At 47.8% G+C, this 1,116-nt stretch carries 2 protein-coding genes; both read left to right on the top strand.

Features of this window, described 5'->3' with window-relative positions:
• Nucleotides 1-92 precede the first annotated feature (92 nt).
• Complete coding sequence (locus BUA75_RS15410) at nt 93-689, top strand: hypothetical protein (RefSeq protein WP_072875534.1); 597 nt, start codon at nt 93-95, stop codon at nt 687-689.
• 104 nt (nt 690-793) lie between these two features.
• Nucleotides 794-1,116 (top strand): hypothetical protein (locus BUA75_RS15405; RefSeq protein ID WP_423219882.1); only part of this gene is annotated, 323 nt, incomplete at its 3' end.

Below are 1,116 nucleotides of genomic sequence, written 5' to 3'. Positions count from 1 at the left end.
CATCCACTCATCCTTTTAGATTTCCACTCCTTCATAGTTAGAGGAATTTCCGTTCAAAATGTCTAATTTCCCCCTCACAAGGGAGGGGTTGGATGCTTGAAATTTTATTATCCTGCTTATTGACGTTTTTCCTCAATCTTGTGTTGTTTGAATGGAGGTTACGAAGAAAAATGCTACAGTCGGACTCCGAACGCAAGGAGCATTTCTACCGCGACGCCTATGCGATCTACGAAAAACTTTTGTTGCCTTATAGCTTTCCCGGCATGATGCGCTGGAAGACGGAGAATCCGGATCTCATCAAATCCGTGTATCAACAACTCGTTAAAAAAATGGAGAACCATCCATTCGTCACGCGCAGAGAACGCAGGTTCATCCAGGCTTTATCTGAAAGCCCGAAATTTCAGAAGAAATTTTTCATCCTAATCCAGCGACTCTATTACCGGTATCATTTATCTGAACGTTCGGTGTCTCCGCTTCTGCCGGGCGTGGACGTGTGGGGAAGCATTCGCGAAGAATGTCGTGGACAGTGGAAAGAACTCGGTTTTTGGAAATCCATGTGGCGAACTTTGCACGTCACCCTCTTCTATATCGATCCGTGGTTGACGCGAATTGCCTATACCCTCCTTGTTTTAGCTAGCCTGATGCTCCTTTGGTCGATTCACGGTTCCATGAAGATTTCCACCCATTGACATTTTCGGTCAAGCATTCTATACTACAGACAAATGGAAGGAAATACAAGGTAACCTTGTGATAGTCTGGAAAACGAAATTTCATGGAAGCGAGGCATGCGACGATGAAAAAGCAAGCGATACTGGCCGTGATGGCGTTATCTGCGGCGATGGTGGCCGCACCGACGACCGTGATGGCGGCACAAAGTCCGAATGTGATGAATCCGCAGTACGCATACACGGACATTACCTGGAACGACAACTATGTGAATGCAGCCGATCATTTGGTGGTGACGGATCCGTGGTCGGGGAGTCTGACGTCCGCGTTGCCGCTCTATTATATTGATGAAGCGTTGGGTGAGATTTCGGGGTTGTCGGCCGATTGGAACGGGAACACGAGAGAGTTATCCATCAGTGTGCCGGGGAGCGTATCGCTCAACATGACGAA

Origin of the sequence: Alicyclobacillus tolerans (assembly GCF_900142255.1) — a bacterium.
Lineage (GTDB): Bacteria > Bacillota > Bacilli > Alicyclobacillales > Alicyclobacillaceae > Alicyclobacillus_I > Alicyclobacillus_I tolerans.
The sequence above is the reverse complement of the archived record's forward strand: the minus strand, read 5'-3'. Positions and strand labels throughout refer to the sequence as shown.